We start from the raw sequence: 16,072 nt of genomic DNA, 5'->3' as shown, positions 1-16,072 counted from the left end.
CTCAGTGCAAGCTCACATGTCCGACGTCGCCCCGGAGCCGGCCGGCATGCATGCCCACCATCCGGTCGACGCGTCCTGACAGAAGCGCCACATTCTGTTCGGCGATGATCATGGCGCGGCCATCCTGCGGCAGGGAAAACAGCGCCTCGATCACGCTGGCGGAGATTTTCGGCGCGAGGCCGAGCGACGGTTCGTCGATGAGATAGAGCTTGGCTTCCACCATCAGGGCGCGGCCGACGCTGACCATTCGCCGCTCGCCGCCGGAGAGCCGGCCGACCAGCGCATGTTCGAGTCTCCGCAAAGGCGGGAAGATGTCGAAGATCATCTCGCGACGCTGCTTTCGCTCGCGCCAGGCCGTGGGCGTATAGGCGCCGCAGTCGAGATGCTGGGCGACGGTCAGGCCGGGGAAGATCGCGTCGCCCTGTGGCGCCATCGCGAGGCCCGCCCGGACGATGCCCGGCGTCAGTCGGCCCGGCCCTGTCGAACGGCTTCCACCCACCTCTGTTCCCATCAACTGGACCGACCCCGATTGCCAGCCGACCTGCGACGAGATCGCCCGGAACAGCGTGGTTTTGCCATGGCCGTTGAGGCCGACCAGACCGATGCGTTCGCCTTCCGCGACCTTGAACGATATGTCGTGCAGCACGCGAAGGGGACCGTAACCCGCCGTCAGGCCCTCGACTTTCAGCACGTCAGGCATGGGCTGGCTCCTCGAAATAGGCGGCAAGGACGCGCGGATCACGGAACACCTCGCGAGGCGTGCCGGTGGCGATGACGATGCCCATGTCGAGGACAACGGCACGATCGGCGATGGCCGAGAGGAGCTCCAGCCGGTGCTCGATCAGGATCGCGCCGATATTGTACTCGTCGACGAGGCGGCGGATGATCAGGTCGAGCTCGTCGATCTCGGAATTGATCAGGCCCGAAGCCGGCTCGTCGAGAAGCAGCACCGTGGGTTGGCGCATCAGCAGGCAGGCGAGCAGCAGCTTGCGGCGGTCGAATGTGTCGAGCGACCCCGCGACACGGTCCCAGGGCTGGCGGAAATTGGCAAGGTGGCAGGCCCGTTCGGCATCCATCCGGGTCTTGTAGGGTTTGTAGGCATAGCGCGCGGCGCGGAAGGTCTCGGCGATGGTCAATGAACCGGGAACGACGGGGCTCTGATAGGTCCGCCCGAGCCCCAATCGCGCTCGGTCATGCACCGACATGCGGGTGATATCGCGATCCCCGAGGAAAACCTGCCCGCTGTCGGCGGTGTAGCGGCCCGTGAGGATTTCGAACAGTGACGTCTTGCCGGCGCCGTTTGGGCCGACGAGGCCGAGGACCTCGCCTGACGCAACCGAGAGCGTCACATCCTCAAGGATCGCCCGGCTGCCGAAGGAGATTCCGATCCCCCGGCAGCCGAAGATGGTTGTGTCCGATGACATCGATCTTCCGCTTACATCCACGGAGCGGGCCGCAGGTCAGCTTCCTTGAGGATGGCGGGCGAGATGATCTTGTGCGCGCCGTCCTGCACCTGGAAGATCAGGTGCGCCTGAGCGGAGTCGGCATCGTCGGTCATGGTCGGGTAGCTGACCGGCGAGTTTGTATCGGTGGCGAATGTGTAGGTGCCGCAAACGCCGCGATACTTGATCGCCTTGATCGCCTTGCCGACAGCGTCGAAATCCTTGGGATCGACCGTCTTCCAGGCCTCGGCGAGAATGTGGACGGAGTCGTAGCCGGAGCCGGTATAGACCATGCCCATCGTGCCGGGATATTTGGCCTGATAGGCCTTGCGGAAGGCCGATCCCTTTTCGTCGGCATAGACGCCGATCACCGAACCCCAGACGAAGCCCTCGGAGGCCTCGCCGGCGAGATCGAGGAATTCCGGCTGCGAGGGGCCGTATTGCAGATAGACCAGCGAGCCCTGGGTCGGGTCGAGCACATAGGCCTGGGCGAAGCTCGCCAGTTCCGCCGCCACCCAGTGGTCGATCATGATGACGCCGCAGTCGGCCTCCTTGATGGCCTGCACCACGGGCGTCCAGTCCTGCACCGGAAACTGGATGTCGGTGATCGGGCCCTGCTCCCATTCGCCGTTGGTGGCAGCGATCGCGGCCTGGGTCGCCTTGGAGATGACCTGGGTATAGCCGATCTGCTCCTGGACGATGTGGACGCGATTGTTCTTCGGCGTCCAACCCGCAGCCTTCTGGTTCGACAGGAACTTCACGAAGCCGGCCCCGTAATAGGTCTCGGCGACATCGATCTGGAAGATGTTGCGATACTTCTTCGGATCGGACTTCATCAGGTCGAGGCTGGCCTGGCTGGTATTGCCATGCAGGTAGGGCACACCGTTCGAAGCGGCGACGTCCATCGCGGGCTGAGGGATGATGGCGAAGGAATGTGCGAGCGCCTGGACACCACCCTCGACGAGGCTCTGGAAGGCGGCAACCGTGCCTTCGGGCGTCAACAGGTCGATATCGACGACGCGGGTTTCGAGCGGCCTGCCATTGACGCCGCCGGCGGCGTTGATCTCTTCGACCGCCATGGTGACGCCGTTGAGCCAGTCAGCCTGATCGGCGACGCCGACGGGACCGGATTTCGCCGTGGGAACGCCGATGACGATCGGGTCAGCGGCCAGGAGCGGGGTGGAAAGCGAGGCGACGGCAAAGGTCGCCACCGAGCTCATCAGAAATTGACGACGATTGAAGTCCATTGCGCATTCTCCCGTTTTCGGCTGTTTGCCGGTTCACCCTTGTTTTTTGTCATGAGGCCGCTGATCGGCCCGTCTGTAAATGATGCAAATGCACCATGCCGGCGGCTTCAGAAGCCGAGGCTTCGCGCCTGCTTCTCAAGGCGCGTGCGCTGCCAGGCGACGTAATCGGCCGGCGGTTGCTGCTGGGTGAGGATATCGAGGAACGGATCCTGCACCGGCGTGCGGCGGCCCGACAACTCCTCGATGACGGCCAGGCCGCAGAAGGGCACATATCCCTCGGAGTAGCCGCCCTCATGTGCCGCCAGCAGCCGCCCGCCGCAGAGTTCCGCCGCGATCGTCTTGATCTTCGCGGCCATGGCGCGGAAGGTTTCCGAATGCGCCTGCATCCGCGCCAGAGGATCGAAGGCATTGGCATCGAGGCCCGAGGCGACGACAATGATTTCGGGCTTGAATGCGCGAAGCGCCGGCGTCACCAGCAGGTCGAAGGCGTCCATGTAGGCCTGGTGACCACTGCCGGGCAGCAAGGGCATGTTGAGGTTGTAGCCTTCGCCTTTGGCCGTGCCGCGGGCCTCCGGCCGGCCCTGATCCGGCGGGAAGCAATTCTCCTGGTGCAGGCTGATCGTCAGCGTGTCGTCGCGATCGTAGAAGCAGGCCTCGGTGCCGTTGCCATGGTGCACATCCCAGTCGACCACGGCTGCCCGGACAGGCCCGACCTCGGCGCGGAGCGCTTCGAGCGCCAGCGGAATATTGGCGAGCAGGCAGAAGCCCATAGACGCATCCGGCAGACAGTGATGGCCCGGCGGGCGGGAGATGACATAGGCATTGTCCTGCCGACGGTGGAAGACATCGGAAACGGCCCGTTTCACCAGTCCAGCCGAAATCGCGGCGATCTCGAACGAGCCGGGTCCGAAGGGCGAATAGAAGCCGGCATTGCCGCCGCCGGCATCGGAGAGGCGCTTGAACTCGTCGAGATATTTGGTGGTGTGGATGCGCTCCATCTCGGCCCGGGTCAGAGGCTCGGCCTTGCGCCATTCGAGATGGTCGCCCAGGCCCGAGACTTCAACGAGATTCTTCAAGCGGCGCTTCGTTTCAGGGTTCTCGGCATGGCCGCCCCCGGAGGGTGGCTGAAGGTAGCCGCCGACGGGCGCGATGATGACATGCTCGCCTGTCGTGTGCCAAAGGCAGTGCTCGTCGAAATAGAATCCCGTGGCCATGTGACGTCCTCTCCCAATGCTGGGGACAGGCTTTCACGAACGCCGGCCGGGTTCCATGATGCAATTGCACTAGGAATTCGCTTTTCGTATATTCAGGGCAATCGAAAAAATACATAGATAGGCGCATGGGAAGCCAAACCGATCAGATCGTCGACCATATCGTCCGCGAAATCGAGCAGGGCACGCTGATGCCCGGCGATGTGCTGGAGGAAAAGGCGCTTGTGAGCCGGTTCGGCGTGTCCCGCACACCGGTGCGAGAAGCGCTGCTGCAGCTCGACGCGCTGGGCATCCTGCAGCGCAAGCCGCGCGGCGGGGCGGTGGTGTTCAAGCCCAATCTCGAGGAGTTTCTGGCTATCCTCGAGGTGCATGCGAAGCTCGAAGGCCACGCGGCTGGGCTCGCCGCCCGCCGCCTCTCCGCCGAGGATGGCAGGACCCTCGAACAGGCGGTCCGCGCCTGCGAAAACCACCTGGCTGAATACGGCGACGCTGAACCCGATCGATACTACCTCGCCAATCTCAATTTCCACCGCCTCGTTGCGGTCTCTGCACACAACCCGGTGCTGCTCGAAACAATCAAGGTCAATGCCCGCAAGCTGCTCGCCTATTATCGGGCCCGCTATCGCTACAAGGGATCGATCCCCAAATCGGCGCTGGAACACCGCAAGATCGCCGAGGTGATCATGGATCGGGATTCGGCGGCGGCAGAGGAGATGATGGTGACGCATGTCATGTTCGACAGCGTGACGGCGATGGACCTGATCGCCGTCCTGTCGCGCCCCTGATCAGGATCTCACGGCGACCGGTATTCCAGGAAATTGACGATCCACTGCGCGAAGAACGGCCCTTCGGCCGGTGTTTCGAGAGTGGCCCGCGCCTTAGCGAGCGTCTCGGCGTCGAGCTTTCCATCCAGTTCGTCCAGGAGTTCGGCGATGAAGCGATGCGTCATCTCGGGATGGTATTCCGTGGCGAAGACGTGATCGCCGATCCTGTAGGCTCCAACAGGGCAGAAGTCGTCGCCGCCGAGCACCTCGGCACCTTCGGGGAGCGCCTCGACCTGTTCCTGATGGGCGGCGAACAGCACGAGGTTCTCGCGAAACGGCTTCATCCATGGAGCCTGGCGATCGAAATGCGTCGGCGCCGTGCCCAGCCCCCAGCCCTTGTCCGACTTGGTCACGGAACCGCCGAGCGCGACGGCAATCGCCTGATGGCCGAAGCAGGCCCCGAACAGCGGAATGCGCCGCGCCTCGATCTCGCGGATCAATGTCATCAGTTCAGCTACCCAGGCCTCCGGCCCGTTCACCGACGCCGGCGAGCCGGTAATGACGTAGCCGTCGTAACTATCGGCGGACGCGGGAAATTCGCCATCCTTGACGCTGACAACATCGAAGCGCCAGTCTGGGCGCTGCGGCTGCAGCAGGGTGGTGAACTTCTCCCCGTCATCAGGATGACGCTTGGCGAAATCCGACCTGTCGGTGCTGGTCAGCAGGATGGCGATGCGTCGGGTCATTGCAAATCCCCTATCAAATCCCGTGTATGCAGGATCGGCTCTAGTGTGTGCATAAGGCACTTGAAAATATATTTAACACGTGTAATTGTTATTTCAACGACAAAAAGAGGGGTATGCGATGACGGTTTTCACGCCGACCGACGATGGCCACGCCGACCTGTCGAGCCATGACGCTTTCGTCAACGGCGCGCCCTACAACACCTTTGCCCGCATGCGCCGCGAGGATCCCGTCGCCTGGTGCGACTATGCCGGCGGCAAGGGCTTCTGGTCGCTGACGCGTCATGCCGACATCCTCGAGGCAAACCGCAACAACCAGATCTTCTCCTCGGCGCGCGGCATCCGCATGGAGGACCAGACCTACGAGGAATATTTGGCGCGCCGGACGTTCCAGGAGACCGATCCGCCCGAGCATACCCGCGTCCGCATCCTGGTCGCGAAAGCCTTTTCCAAGCCGGTCGTGGCTTTGTTCGAGGAACAGATCCGGCAGATCTGCGACGATATACTGGACAAGGTCCTGCCGCAGGGCGAGTTCGATGCGGTCAAGAGCGTGGCGCGGCAGCTGCCGATGCGGATGCTCGGCCAGATCATCGGCACGCCCGACGAGGATCTCGAATGGCTGGTGGAGAAAGGTGACGCGCTGATTGCCAACACGGACTCCGACTTCACCGATCTCGTGCTCGACAAGGCCGATACCGACGCCTACCGGCTGATGCCGTTCCGCTCGCCGGCCGGCGCAGAGCTCTTCGACTATGCCAAGCGGCTGATGCACGACAAACGCAAGCGCGGCGACACATCGGGCGTTCTCAACCTCATCCTGCAGCCCGACCGGGAAGGCAATGTCATCAGCGAGGAGGAGTTCCGCAACTTCTTCTGCCTTCTCGTGGCCGCCGGCAACGACACGACCCGCTATTCGATCGCCGCCGGCCTACATGCGCTTGCGAGCCATCCGCATCTCTTGACGGAATTGCAGACCGGCGACGACAGCCTCTGGGAAACCATGCCCGACGAGGTGATCCGCTGGGCGTCTCCGACCCTGTATTTCCGGCGCACCGCTACCCAGGATATCGAGCTGCAAGGCAAGACCATCCGCGAGGGCGATAAGGTACTTCTCTGGTTCGCCTCCGGAAATCGCGACGAGGAGGTGTTCGACCGGCCTTTCGAGGTGGATTTTCGCCGCTCGCCCAATCGGCACATGTCGTTCGGCCAGGGCGGTGCGCATGTCTGTCTCGGCATGTGGCTGGCGCGCCTCGAAGTGCGCTGCCTGTTCCAGGAATTCGCCAAGCGGGTGAAGAGCATGCGCCAGATCGAGCCGCACCAGTATCTCCGGTCCAATTTCATCGGTGGCATCAAGTCGATGCCCGTGGCTGTCGAACTCAACTGAAAATCAAGGGGAACCATGCCATGACACAGGATCGCCTGAGGGTCTTGTTCTGCGACCACCTCAATCTGGCGCGCGGCAAGTTCCTGCCGCCCTCGAAGATCGGCGACGGCGCCACCCGCGTCTGTCAGTCGACCTTCGGCGTGACCTACGACAAGGATCTGATCCCGGCACCGGGTTCGAAGGTGCTCGAAAACCTGCCCGATATCGAGATCCGCTACCGTGGCGAGGACATCCGCGCGGATTGGCTGCCCGGCACCCGGGTGGTTGTCGGCGATCTCTGGGAGGAGGGCAGCCCCTTCGGCGCCTGCGGCCGCCACGCCCTCAGGCGGGCCATCAAGGACTGGCAGGACCTGGGCTTCGAGCCGATGATCGGGCTGGAACTGGAGGCCTTTGCGTTCCAGCAGAATGCGGATGGCAGCCTCGTCCCCTATGACACGCCGAAGGCCTATGTCTATTCGACGGGCCCCTTCTCAGACCCGCGCGGCTTCACCCAGGCGATCTGGGAGCGGGCGACGGCGCGCGGCTTCAATATCGACTCCATGACCTCGGAATTCGATACGCCGCAATTCGAATTCACGCTGACCTATGACAAGGCCCTCAAGGCGGTCGACGACAACTTCCTATTCCGCCAGCTGGCGCGCGAGACCGCGCTCGAATTCGGCATTGTGCTGACCTTCATGCCCAAGCCGATCCTCGCCAAGGGTGGCAGCGGGCTGCATGTCAATTTCTCCTTCAAGGACAAGGAGGGCAGGAACGCCGTGGGCGAGCCCGACCGCCTGAGCCCGGTCGCAGAGGGCGCGATCGCCGGCCTGATGCATCATCACCGCTCGATGTCGGCGCTGGCGGCACCCACCGTCAATTCCTACCAGCGGCTCCAGCCATCGTCACTGTCGGGTTACTGGCGGAACTGGGGGGGCGATCATCGTGGCGTGACGACGCGCATCTCGGCCGAACGCGGCCCCAAGGCCCGGCTCGAACACCGCATGGGCGACGGCGCCTCCAATCCCTACACGCTGGTCGCCACGACGCTGCAAGCTGCGCGCCTTGGCTATGTCAACAAATACCCGCTGCCGCCCCGCGAAACGGCCGACTGCATGACGGCGCATGATGCGGTGGACGGTGTCCCCGACACGCTCGGCGAGGCGCTCGACGAGCTGGAAGCGGACGGCGCACTGATGGATGCCGTCGGCCGGCTGCTTTGCGAGAACCACATCTTCATCAAGCGCGACGAAATCGAGAAAGTGGGCAAGCTCGAAGACGATGATGCCCGCCGCGATTTCTACATCCATTACGTCTGAGGATTTCGAGATGGCCCAGATCACTTGGATCCTGAAGAACGGCGAGCGGATCTCTGCCGACGTCAAGGACGGCATGAACCTGATGACGGCCGCCGTGTTCAACAATGTGCCCGGCGTGGTCGGCGAGTGCGGCGGATGCCTCTCCTGCGCCACGTGTCATGTCGTCGTCGAGGACGAGTGGCGTGACGCGGTCGGGGCCGCCGAAGGCAGCGAGGACGACATGCTCGATGTCACCGAGAGCGGAAAGGTGGACGGCAGTCGCCTGTCTTGCCAGATAGTCGCCAACCCGTCGCTCGATGGCCTTGTCGTGCGCGTCGCCTGACGCGGGTCATCCCCAATCAAAGTGCACCGCTCAGCAATTCGTGGCCTCTGACAGGGGCCATGAAGAGTGGCTTATTTGCTGAATGGCATCGCGTGATGCGGCCAATCACAGAATGAGGCTCTGGAATAGGCATTGCCGGCCCCGAACGTTGACATGGCAGGATCAGCGTGCCGTCACGTCGCGACGGAAGGATAGTCCAGTTCCTTCCAGTGCTGGAGCTTGGCCGCGAATTCGCGCTGGAACGACAGTGGACCGGACTTGCTCATATAGGGCGCGTCATAGATCCCGATGAAGATCGTCAGGTTCAGGAAGAAGTGCGCGCCCATTTCGAAGAGGGCGACGAAATCGTGGTTGATCAGGGCCTCGCGTTCCGCGTCGGTGAAAGCGTGGACTGTCGAAGCCTCGGTTTCATTGCCGAGCAGCTTCGGTCCGATCGATTGTTCCCAAGTGACGACGAAGCTACTGGGATCCTCGATATAGCGTTTGAGATGTTCCGGATCCCGGTCGGTCATGAACAGGAACTTGTTGACATAATATTTGCTCATGCCGCCTGCTCCTTCGGGTACCAGGTGAAATAGGCTTCCATCGTGTGGAAGAGGTCGAGATTGTCGACATAGTCGGCGCCTTCAGGACCTGCGACGCCCAGCATCAGGATGAAATTGAGGAAGCCGTGGGTGGCGTTGCCGCTCTTGGCCATGCTGGCATGGGTGACATGGGTCAGGATGGAGTCGATATCGCCGGCGCGCAGCCATTCGATCGCCTGACGATCGAAGACCGGGTCGGGACCCGTCTCCATGAACTGGCGGGGTCCGCCGAGCTCCAGCGACAGATGCCCGGTGCCGATGGCGGCAACGCGCTTGTCGGACGGATAGTCGTCGATCGCCTTGCGGATGGCGCGGCCGAGATCATAGAAGCGCCGCGGCGAATGCAGCGGTGGCGCGAAGATGTTGGTGTAGATCGGCACGACCGGCAGATCGTTTTGCGGCCGGACGGTGATGATCGGGCAGATGATGGAATGATCGATCTTCAGCTCGTTCGAGAAGGCGAAATCGAAATTCTGGTCCATCAGCGACTGGTGCATGAATTGTGACATGTCTTCGTCGCCGTCGAGCACGTATTTCGGAATGTCGAACTCGCGCTCCTCATTGTAGAAGGTCGCGTCGTAGCGCGGCGCCTTGCCGATCAGGAACTGCGGGCAGTTGTCGAGGAAGATCTGGTGGAAATGGTCCGAGCCGACCATGACCAGAATATCCGGCTCGGTGCGGGCGAGGGTCTCGCGATAGGCCTCGATCTTGCGCTTCCATTCCGGTGCCTGCGGCATCTGCTGCTCGGGCGGCATGGTGGTCGCCTTGAGGTAGAACGGATGATGCGTCGATGCCAATGTGGCGACGAGTTTTGCCAATGCTCTCTCCTTTCAAAACAGGTGTGGATGCCGTTGCGACTGGTGTCATCGGCATCCGCAAGCGCAATCAGTGTCCGAACAGATTCCGCTCCACGCCGGCCGTTGCGAACAGATAGTCCCGGCTCTTTTCCAGTTCTCCGCGCAGACGCGCGACATCGAAGCCGAGAAGGCTTCCCTTCCATTTCTTCACCTTGCCGGCGACCAGCACGGTATCGACGTTGCTCCGTTCCATGAGCGTGACGACCGCGCCCGGCACGTTGTTGAGCGGCGCGACGTTGATGGCCTCGGCATCGAGCAGGATGACGTCGGCCTCCTTGCCCGGTGTCAGCGAACCGATCTTGCGGTCGAGACGGAGCCCCTTAGCACCGCCCATCGTCGCCATGCCGATCGCATCCAGCGCCGTCAGCATTGTCGGGTAATCCAGGCCGGAGAGTGCCTTTTCATTGACGAACATGCGCTGCAGGGTGACCACCGACCGCATCTGGGTGAAGAAATCCGACGTCATCGTGCATTCGACATCTGATGACAGCGAAATGCTCATGCCATGGTCGATCGCCTTCTGGATTGGCGGCGTGCCGTGCCGCATCTGCATCTCGATCGGCACGGAGAGGGAGACATGAGCGCCCGCGTCGGCCGCATATTTCCAGCCTTCATCCGACATGCCGGTCATGTGGAGGAAGATATTGTCGGGACCAAAAGCGCCGGATGCGCCGAGCTGGTCGAAAACCGGCTGCATTCCGAACGTGCCGACGACATGGAGCGCGATCGACAAGCCAAGCTCGCGTCCGACCCGCCACGATTCCTCGTAGCCCGGCAGATAGATTTCGCCACCCATTACCATGGTGAGCAACTGGTCGTCGGAAGCGAAGTGTTGTTCCCTCAGGCGTTTGGCGTCTCCCGGATACTGCGCCTTCTCACCCCAGCCCTCGAAATAGCCTAATACGGAGCGGCGGCCAGCATCACGAAGGCCTTCGATCAGCGCGTCGGAATGCTCCGGAGAATGGTGGATCTGGCTGACATCCATCACTGTGGTGACGCCCGCGTCGAGCTGGGCGATCGAGCCGAAGAGCGCATTGATGTAGACATCCTCCGGCCGGTAGACCATCGAGAATTTCTGCAGCACGGTCTCGTAATAGTTCTGGGCGTTCTCGGGCCGGCCATCGTTGATCAGAATGGCATTGGCGAGCTGGCCGCGCAGCGCGGTCTCGAACTGATGATGATGGGTGTCGATGAAGCCGGGCATGACGATCTTGCCGGATGCGTCGATGACGGCGGCATCCGGCGCGTCGATGCTGGCGGCGACCGCGACGATCTTTGAACCTTCGATCAGCACGTCGCCGACGACGAAATTGCCGATAGCGGGATCCATCGAGAGCACCGCGCCATTGCGGATGAGGATGCGGCGGCCGGCGCCGAGGCCTTCGGGCATGGCCGATGTCGCGGAGCCGGCAGCGTAGGCGCCGGCGCCCGAGGAGGAAGAAGCACCCGTGACATAGGTACCCGCCAGGATAGCCAGATCAGACCCTTCGGGCGCAACGGGGCAGGCGAATTGGGGTGTTCTCGGGTCACAAAGTCTGCACATGGGTCCTCCTCCCTTGTCCGGGTATTTGTCTACCTCGGACGCGTTCCTATGATTGATTGCAGTATTGGGTAACGGGCGATCTCGTGAGCGATATTGGACGCGGCCTCGCGCAGCGCCGGCAGGCGTTCCGCCACGAGAGTTTCCGGCGTGATCTTGCCGGTGTAGCCGGAGGTATTCAAAGCGGCAATCACGTGACCCTCGATGTCCCGGATCGGCACGGCAAGCGCCGTGATGCCGTAATCCAGCTGATCGACGGTGGTCGAGTAGCCGGCCTCCCGCACAGCGAGAATTTCGGAGTGCAAGACCTTCGGATCGGTGATGGATTTCGACGTCAGGGCGGCTGGACGCACATGCCCGATATAGCGATCGAGCGCGGCGTCGGGCAGGCCGGCCAGCAGGACACGACCCAGAGAGGTGGCGCATGCGGGATAACGTGCCCCGACGACGGCCGCGGCGCGCCGCGCCCGCTGGACCGAGACATGGGCGATATAGATCACGTCGTCGCCGTCGAGCGTACCGATCGATGAGGCGTCTCCGTAGGTCTCCACCAGAGCGCGGAGATTGGGCTGCAAAACATCTTCGATGCGGGTGGAAAAATAGAAGGTCGAGCCGAGCGTCATGATCTTCGGGCGTAGATGGAAGCGCTTGTCCTTCTGTCCGACATAGCCGAGGGTCTGCAGCGTGATCAGGCTGCGGCGGGCTGCCGCCGGCGACAGGCCGACGCGTCGGGCGACGTCGCTCAGCGTCATTTCCGCGTGGGTCGCATCGAAGGATTCGAGGATGGCCAGCCCCTTGGCGAGGGCTTCGACAAATTCCGCCGGCCTGTCATCCGTTTCGCTAGTCGCCTGCTCCACGCCTCGTCGAACCTCCCCGATGCATATGGCCGCCCCTCGCGACAAGTTCGCATTGTCACTTGACGGCACAGTAATTGCTGCTAACGTTTTCGGCAAGAGCAATTATTTTCGGCATGCGAAAACTAGGACCGTTATGCGAATAGGAAAGCAGGACCAGGCCTTCACCGCGATCGCGACTTCCGACGCCGAAAGCATCACCGTGCGCGGCTACGACCTGTGCGACGAATTGATCGGCAAGATCGACTTCACGGACTATTTCTGGCTTCTGGTGCTCGGCGAAAAGCCGAAGCGCGAACAGCGCGCTATGATGGACGCCTGCCTCGTCGCCATCGCCGAGCATGGCCTCGTGCCGAGTGTCCAGGCGGCACGGATGACGTTGGCCGCCGGGCCTGAATCCTGGCAGGGCGCGATGTCGGCTGGTTTGCTCGGCATGGGCAGCGTAGTGGCCGGCAGTTCGGAATCCGCCGGTCGCTATCTCGCCGAGATCATCGCCGATGCCGAGTCGCGTGGGATGAATATCGAGACCGTGGTCATCGACAGCCTGAAGGCGCTGAAGGCCGCGCGCAAGAAGGTGTCGGGCCTCGGCCATCCGCAGCACAGCGGCGGCGACCCACGGGCCGACCGGCTTCTTGCGATTGCCGACGAACTGGGTGTCAGCGGCCGCTATATCGAAACGCTGCGCCTTCTCGCCAAGCACGCGCCCGGCATCATGGATCGGCCACTGCCGATCAATGTCTCGGGGGCAATTCCTGCGGCGATCCTCGATGCGGGCTGGCCACTCGAAGCGCTCAAGGCGGTGCCGTTGCTGGCACGCACGGCGGGGCTCGCGGCGCATCTCTATGAGGAATCACTGCGCTCGATCGGCTTCATCATGTCCCATAAGGCAGATGTCGCTATTTCCTATGACGGCCAGGCTTCCTCCAAGACCTCATCATCCAAAGCGGATGGGCGGGCATCGGAATAGGGGCGGCAGCGTGGTCAAGATTCTGAAAGACATCCGCGTCATCGAGATGGGCACCTACATTACCGGCCCGGCCGCTTCAATGCATCTGGCCGATCTCGGCGCCGATGTGATCAAGGTCGAACGGCCCGAGACCGGCGACCCGTTCCGCGCCTTCAACGGCGGGCTCTATTCGCCGCACTACCAGACCTACAACAGGAACAAGCGTTCGATCGCGCTTGATACCAAGGAGGCATCGGATCTCTCGACGTTCCGCGAGCTGATCGCTGGCGCAGACGTCTTCATCCAGAATTTCCGCCCGGGCGTCGCCGAGAAGCTCGGTGCCGGCGAGGAAGACCTACACAAGCTCAATCCAAAACTGATCTATTGCGCCATTTCGGGCTTCGGCCAGTCCGGCCCGTCCCGCGACAGGCCAGCCTTCGATACGGTCGCACAGGCGGCGAGCGGCTATCTCAGACTCCTGACCCCGCCGACCAATCCGCGCGTCATCGGGCCGGCCATCGCGGATGCAGTGACGGGTCAGTATGCGGCAATCGGCATCATGGCGGCACTGCTTGAGCGGAGCACGACAGGCAAGGGGCGTCGCCTCGACATCTCGATGCTGGAGGCGATGACGCATTTCAATCTCGACAGCTTCACCCATTACTTCTCGGTCGGTGAGATCATGGGGCCGCTGTCGCGACCGGTCGTGTCGCAGAGCTACACATTCGAATGCGGCGACGGCAAATGGATCGCGCTGCATATGTCCTCGCCAACGAAATTCTGGGAGGGGCTTTTGGAAGCGACTGGCCAGCAGGCACTCGCCGCCGACCCGCGCTTTGCCGAACGGCTCGAGCGCATCAAGCATCAGGACGATCTGATCACGATTTTCACGCCGATCTTCAAAACCGACACGCGGGATGCCTGGTGCGAGAAGCTGCTGGCGCTCGAAGTGCCGCACTCGCCGGCCTATGATTCGGACGAGGCGCTCGAAGACCCGCAGGCCAGGCATCTCAAGCTGGCGGTGAAGACCTCGCATCCCGAGATGGGCGAATCGACCACGGTGCGACCGCCTTACAATTTCGACGGCACACCCGAACTCGAGGTGCGCCCGCCGCCAACTCTCGACGAGCATGGCTCGGAGATACGCGCCGAGCTCGCGGCAAAGAAGGCGCGATGACCGAACTTCTCTTCATTCCCGGCAGCCTGCGAACGGCCTCCTCCTCCCGCGCGACCGTTCGGGCGCTCATCAAGCGTCTGGAGTATGACGCTGTCTGCGTGACGGCCGATCCGGGACGGCTGCCGCATTACAATGCCGACGTGGCGGACGATCCCGCAGTCACGGCTTTCATCGACCAGGTCGCGCGCGCCGAGGGCCTGGTCTTCGTGACGCCGGAATACAATTACAGCATTCCCGGCGTACTTAAGAATGCCATCGACTGGGCGTCACGGCCGGCAATGAACTCCGTGTTCAAGGACAAGCCCTGTTTCGTCATGAGTGTATCGGGCGGTGCGCTCGGTGGCGTGCGGGCGCAGGCGCATTTGAAATACATTCTCAACGGCATGCTCGCCCGTGTTTTCGTCTGCCCCGAGATCGTCGTCCCGATGGCCAATGAAAAAGTATCGGACGGCCATCTCACCGAGGAAAAGGTGCTGTCCTTCGCAGAAGAGAAATTGCGGGCGTTCCTGGCTTCCATTCGCTGAGAAACTTGCTTCGACGCTAACGGGCATGCCGCCGCAGGGCACACTGCGCTTCCAGTGTCTTCCATCGCGCCGAGCACATTCCGGGTCTTGTGGAATCTAATGCGCAGTTCCGCACCCGTGCAGGCCTGCGTATGCCAGATCCGGCCGTCTCGCTCCCCCATCTCCCATTCCCATTGCAATACCTGCATCGCGGGCGCCTCAGCGAACGCCTTATTCAGCCGTCGCTATTGACAATTCATCGTTCATGCCGCTGGATATCGAAATCCAGTAATACGGACACATGTCTGATATATTGGACAACTGGGAAACAGCCAAAAGGGGAAATGCAATGTCTATGACCCTCCGTGCCGGATTGATCTCGCTGGTCGCCGCCACCCTTCTTTCTTCGACGCCTGCACTCGCTGACGGCAGCAAGCTCGACGAAATTCTCGCTCGCGGTCATCTGATCGTGGGAACGGGCAGCACGAATGCGCCCTGGCATTTCAAGGATGCCAGCGACAAGCTGGTCGGCTTCGATGTCGACATGGGCCACATCATCGCCAAGGCGCTGTTCGGCGATCCGGAGAAGGTGGAGTATGTCAACCAGTCGTCGGATGCCCGCATCCCGAACATCACCACCGGCAAGGTGGATATCACCTGCCAGTTCATGACGGTGACGGGTGAGCGTGCCCAGCAGATCGCCTTCACCATTCCCTACTATCGCGAAGGCGTGGGCCTGATGCTGAAGGCCGACAGCAAATATGCCGACTACGCAGCGATGAAGGCGGCCGGCTCCGCAATCACCATTTCGGTCCTGCAGAATGTCTACGCCGAAGCCATGGTGCATGCCGCCTTGCCGGAAGCCAAGGTCGACCAGTACGAATCCGTGGACCTGATCTACCAGGCGCTCGAATCCGGCCGCTCCGATGCCGCTGCCACCGACCAGTCATCGCTGGCCTGGTATATGACGCAGAATCCCGGCCGCTACAAAGATGCAGGCTATGGCTGGAATCCCCAGACCTATGCCTGCGGCGTCAAGCGCGGCGATCAGGATTGGCTGAATTTCACCAATACTGCGCTGCATGAAGCCATGACCGGCGTCGAGTTCGATTTCTATGCGAAATCCTTCAAGATGTGGTTCGGCAAGGACCTGGCGCCGCCGAAGATCGGCTTCCCGGTCGAGTTCCAGTAGGCCTTTCT

Annotated in this window: 17 protein-coding genes; 8 read left to right on the top strand and 9 right to left on the bottom strand. The window is 62.2% G+C overall.

All coding sequences use genetic code 11. The features are described from left to right. Position 1: 1 nt before the first annotated feature. From AC2YI2_RS21525 to AC2YI2_RS21510, 4 genes are all read right to left on the bottom strand, one after another. On the bottom strand, positions 2-700 hold the full coding sequence (locus AC2YI2_RS21525; protein WP_487388537.1) for an ABC transporter ATP-binding protein: 699 nt from the start codon (positions 698-700) through the stop codon (positions 2-4). Continuing rightward, on the bottom strand, positions 693-1,424 hold the full coding sequence (locus tag AC2YI2_RS21520; protein WP_487388536.1) for an ABC transporter ATP-binding protein: 732 nt from the start codon (positions 1,422-1,424) through the stop codon (positions 693-695). Before AC2YI2_RS21520 ends, AC2YI2_RS21525 begins: the two co-directional genes overlap by 8 nt. A gap of 11 nt (positions 1,425-1,435) precedes the next feature. After that, positions 1,436-2,689, bottom strand: coding sequence for an ABC transporter substrate-binding protein (locus AC2YI2_RS21515; RefSeq protein ID WP_487388535.1), 1,254 nt, complete (start codon positions 2,687-2,689; stop codon positions 1,436-1,438). A gap of 107 nt (positions 2,690-2,796) precedes the next feature. After that, positions 2,797-3,903: a class II histone deacetylase gene (locus AC2YI2_RS21510; RefSeq protein ID WP_487388534.1), complete on the bottom strand. Its 1,107-nt coding sequence runs from the start codon at positions 3,901-3,903 to the stop codon at positions 2,797-2,799. Positions 3,904-4,028: 125 nt separating this feature from the next. Between AC2YI2_RS21510 and AC2YI2_RS21505 the strand changes: the two genes are divergently transcribed. Then, positions 4,029-4,685 (top strand): GntR family transcriptional regulator, encoded by a 657-nt coding sequence (locus AC2YI2_RS21505; RefSeq protein WP_487388533.1) that lies wholly within the window; start codon positions 4,029-4,031, stop codon positions 4,683-4,685. 8 nt (positions 4,686-4,693) lie between these two features. On the opposite strand, the gene AC2YI2_RS21500 is transcribed toward AC2YI2_RS21505, so the two are convergent. Next, positions 4,694-5,410 carry a glutamine amidotransferase-related protein gene (locus AC2YI2_RS21500; protein WP_487388532.1) on the bottom strand — a complete coding sequence of 239 codons (717 nt, stop codon included), beginning with the start codon at positions 5,408-5,410 and terminating at the stop codon, positions 4,694-4,696. A gap of 118 nt (positions 5,411-5,528) precedes the next feature. On the opposite strand from AC2YI2_RS21500, the gene AC2YI2_RS21495 reads away from it, so the two are divergent. From AC2YI2_RS21495 to AC2YI2_RS21485, 3 genes are read left to right on the top strand one after another with little or no spacing between them, the layout of a single operon-like run. Further along, the gene (locus tag AC2YI2_RS21495) at positions 5,529-6,791 is read left to right on the top strand and encodes a cytochrome P450 (protein ID WP_487388531.1); all 1,263 of its coding nucleotides are present in this window, start codon (positions 5,529-5,531) and stop codon (positions 6,789-6,791) included. Positions 6,792-6,811: 20 nt separating this feature from the next. Next, positions 6,812-8,089 carry a type I glutamate--ammonia ligase gene (locus AC2YI2_RS21490; RefSeq protein WP_487388530.1) on the top strand — a complete coding sequence of 426 codons (1,278 nt, stop codon included), beginning with the start codon at positions 6,812-6,814 and terminating at the stop codon, positions 8,087-8,089. Between the two features lie 10 nt (positions 8,090-8,099). After that, complete coding sequence (locus AC2YI2_RS21485) at positions 8,100-8,411, top strand: 2Fe-2S iron-sulfur cluster-binding protein (RefSeq protein ID WP_487388529.1); 312 nt, start codon at positions 8,100-8,102, stop codon at positions 8,409-8,411. Positions 8,412-8,584: 173 nt separating this feature from the next. On the opposite strand, the gene AC2YI2_RS21480 is transcribed toward AC2YI2_RS21485, so the two are convergent. The 4 genes from AC2YI2_RS21480 to AC2YI2_RS21465 all read right to left on the bottom strand — a co-directional run bounded on the left by AC2YI2_RS21480 (position 8,585) and on the right by AC2YI2_RS21465 (position 12,249). Then, entirely contained in the window at positions 8,585-8,956 is a 372-nt protein-coding gene (locus tag AC2YI2_RS21480) for a hypothetical protein (RefSeq protein ID WP_487388528.1), read from the bottom strand. Next, positions 8,953-9,813, bottom strand: coding sequence for a DODA-type extradiol aromatic ring-opening family dioxygenase (locus AC2YI2_RS21475; RefSeq protein WP_487388527.1), 861 nt, complete (start codon positions 9,811-9,813; stop codon positions 8,953-8,955). Before AC2YI2_RS21475 ends, AC2YI2_RS21480 begins: the two co-directional genes overlap by 4 nt. Before the next feature lie 67 nt (positions 9,814-9,880). Beyond that, on the bottom strand, positions 9,881-11,395 hold the full coding sequence (locus AC2YI2_RS21470) for an amidohydrolase family protein (RefSeq protein WP_487388526.1): 1,515 nt from the start codon (positions 11,393-11,395) through the stop codon (positions 9,881-9,883). Positions 11,396-11,424: 29 nt separating this feature from the next. Continuing rightward, a complete protein-coding gene (locus AC2YI2_RS21465) occupies positions 11,425-12,249 on the bottom strand; it encodes an IclR family transcriptional regulator domain-containing protein (protein WP_487388525.1) in 825 nt (274 codons plus the stop codon). A 133-nt stretch (positions 12,250-12,382) separates the two neighbouring features. Between AC2YI2_RS21465 and AC2YI2_RS21460 the strand changes: the two genes are divergently transcribed. From AC2YI2_RS21460 to AC2YI2_RS21445, 4 genes are all read left to right on the top strand, one after another. After that, a complete protein-coding gene (locus AC2YI2_RS21460; protein ID WP_487388524.1) occupies positions 12,383-13,213 on the top strand; it encodes a citryl-CoA lyase in 831 nt (276 codons plus the stop codon). A gap of 10 nt (positions 13,214-13,223) precedes the next feature. Beyond that, entirely contained in the window at positions 13,224-14,369 is a 1,146-nt protein-coding gene (locus AC2YI2_RS21455) for a CaiB/BaiF CoA transferase family protein (protein WP_487388523.1), read from the top strand. Continuing rightward, a complete protein-coding gene (locus AC2YI2_RS21450) occupies positions 14,366-14,893 on the top strand; it encodes an NADPH-dependent FMN reductase (RefSeq protein WP_487388522.1) in 528 nt (175 codons plus the stop codon). The genes AC2YI2_RS21455 and AC2YI2_RS21450 overlap by 4 nt, the downstream gene beginning before the upstream one ends. Positions 14,894-15,221: 328 nt before the next feature. Continuing rightward, complete coding sequence (locus AC2YI2_RS21445; RefSeq protein ID WP_487388521.1) at positions 15,222-16,064, top strand: transporter substrate-binding protein; 843 nt, start codon at positions 15,222-15,224, stop codon at positions 16,062-16,064. Positions 16,065-16,072: the final 8 nt, after the last annotated feature.

The sequence above is a fragment of the Rhizobium sp. SRI_017 genome, assembly GCF_057586295.1.
The sequence above is the reverse complement of the archived record's forward strand: the minus strand, read 5'-3'. Positions and strand labels throughout refer to the sequence as shown.

Coding starts and splice junctions, on each gene's coding strand:
- AC2YI2_RS21525 (WP_487388537.1), bottom strand. CDS start 700: ATGCCTGACGTGCTGAAAGTCGAGGGCCTGACGGCGGGTTACGGTCCC.
- AC2YI2_RS21520 (WP_487388536.1), bottom strand. CDS start 1,424: ATGTCATCGGACACAACCATCTTCGGCTGCCGGGGGATCGGAATCTCC.
- AC2YI2_RS21515 (WP_487388535.1), bottom strand. CDS start 2,689: ATGGACTTCAATCGTCGTCAATTTCTGATGAGCTCGGTGGCGACCTTT.
- AC2YI2_RS21510 (WP_487388534.1), bottom strand. CDS start 3,903: ATGGCCACGGGATTCTATTTCGACGAGCACTGCCTTTGGCACACGACA.
- AC2YI2_RS21505 (WP_487388533.1), top strand. CDS start 4,029: ATGGGAAGCCAAACCGATCAGATCGTCGACCATATCGTCCGCGAAATC.
- AC2YI2_RS21500 (WP_487388532.1), bottom strand. CDS start 5,410: ATGACCCGACGCATCGCCATCCTGCTGACCAGCACCGACAGGTCGGAT.
- AC2YI2_RS21495 (WP_487388531.1), top strand. CDS start 5,529: ATGACGGTTTTCACGCCGACCGACGATGGCCACGCCGACCTGTCGAGC.
- AC2YI2_RS21490 (WP_487388530.1), top strand. CDS start 6,812: ATGACACAGGATCGCCTGAGGGTCTTGTTCTGCGACCACCTCAATCTG.
- AC2YI2_RS21485 (WP_487388529.1), top strand. CDS start 8,100: ATGGCCCAGATCACTTGGATCCTGAAGAACGGCGAGCGGATCTCTGCC.
- AC2YI2_RS21480 (WP_487388528.1), bottom strand. CDS start 8,956: ATGAGCAAATATTATGTCAACAAGTTCCTGTTCATGACCGACCGGGAT.
- AC2YI2_RS21470 (WP_487388526.1), bottom strand. CDS start 11,395: ATGTGCAGACTTTGTGACCCGAGAACACCCCAATTCGCCTGCCCCGTT.
- AC2YI2_RS21460 (WP_487388524.1), top strand. CDS start 12,383: ATGCGAATAGGAAAGCAGGACCAGGCCTTCACCGCGATCGCGACTTCC.
- AC2YI2_RS21450 (WP_487388522.1), top strand. CDS start 14,366: ATGACCGAACTTCTCTTCATTCCCGGCAGCCTGCGAACGGCCTCCTCC.
- AC2YI2_RS21445 (WP_487388521.1), top strand. CDS start 15,222: ATGTCTATGACCCTCCGTGCCGGATTGATCTCGCTGGTCGCCGCCACC.